Annotated in this window: 1 pseudogene; it reads right to left on the bottom strand. The window is 35.1% G+C overall.

What is annotated here, in order from left to right:
- Positions 1-248, bottom strand: a pseudogene (locus tag GNY06_RS12645) (IS5/IS1182 family transposase); the annotation flags it as partial.

Genomic DNA, 248 nt, shown 5'->3' with positions numbered 1-248 from the left:
GGTTTTAATATTGGCGATTATTTCTTCTTTTTCTAAGATTTGTCTTAAATTCTCACTGTCAAATCCTGCATCAGCATTCAGAAACAATTCTTTATGATCTATTTCTACTTCGCTTAGAAGTGACAGAATTTCTTTCAAACTAGCTTCTATTTGGTATAAATCGTGATGATGGCCACTTTTTGGACTTCCCATTGCCAACATTTGTCCCTGGTTATCACACAGAAAAATGCTGTTGGTGGTTTTTGCCT

Source organism: Elizabethkingia argenteiflava, from assembly GCF_009904105.1.
GTDB lineage: Bacteria > Bacteroidota > Bacteroidia > Flavobacteriales > Weeksellaceae > Elizabethkingia > Elizabethkingia argenteiflava.
The sequence above is the reverse complement of the archived record's forward strand: the minus strand, read 5'-3'. Positions and strand labels throughout refer to the sequence as shown.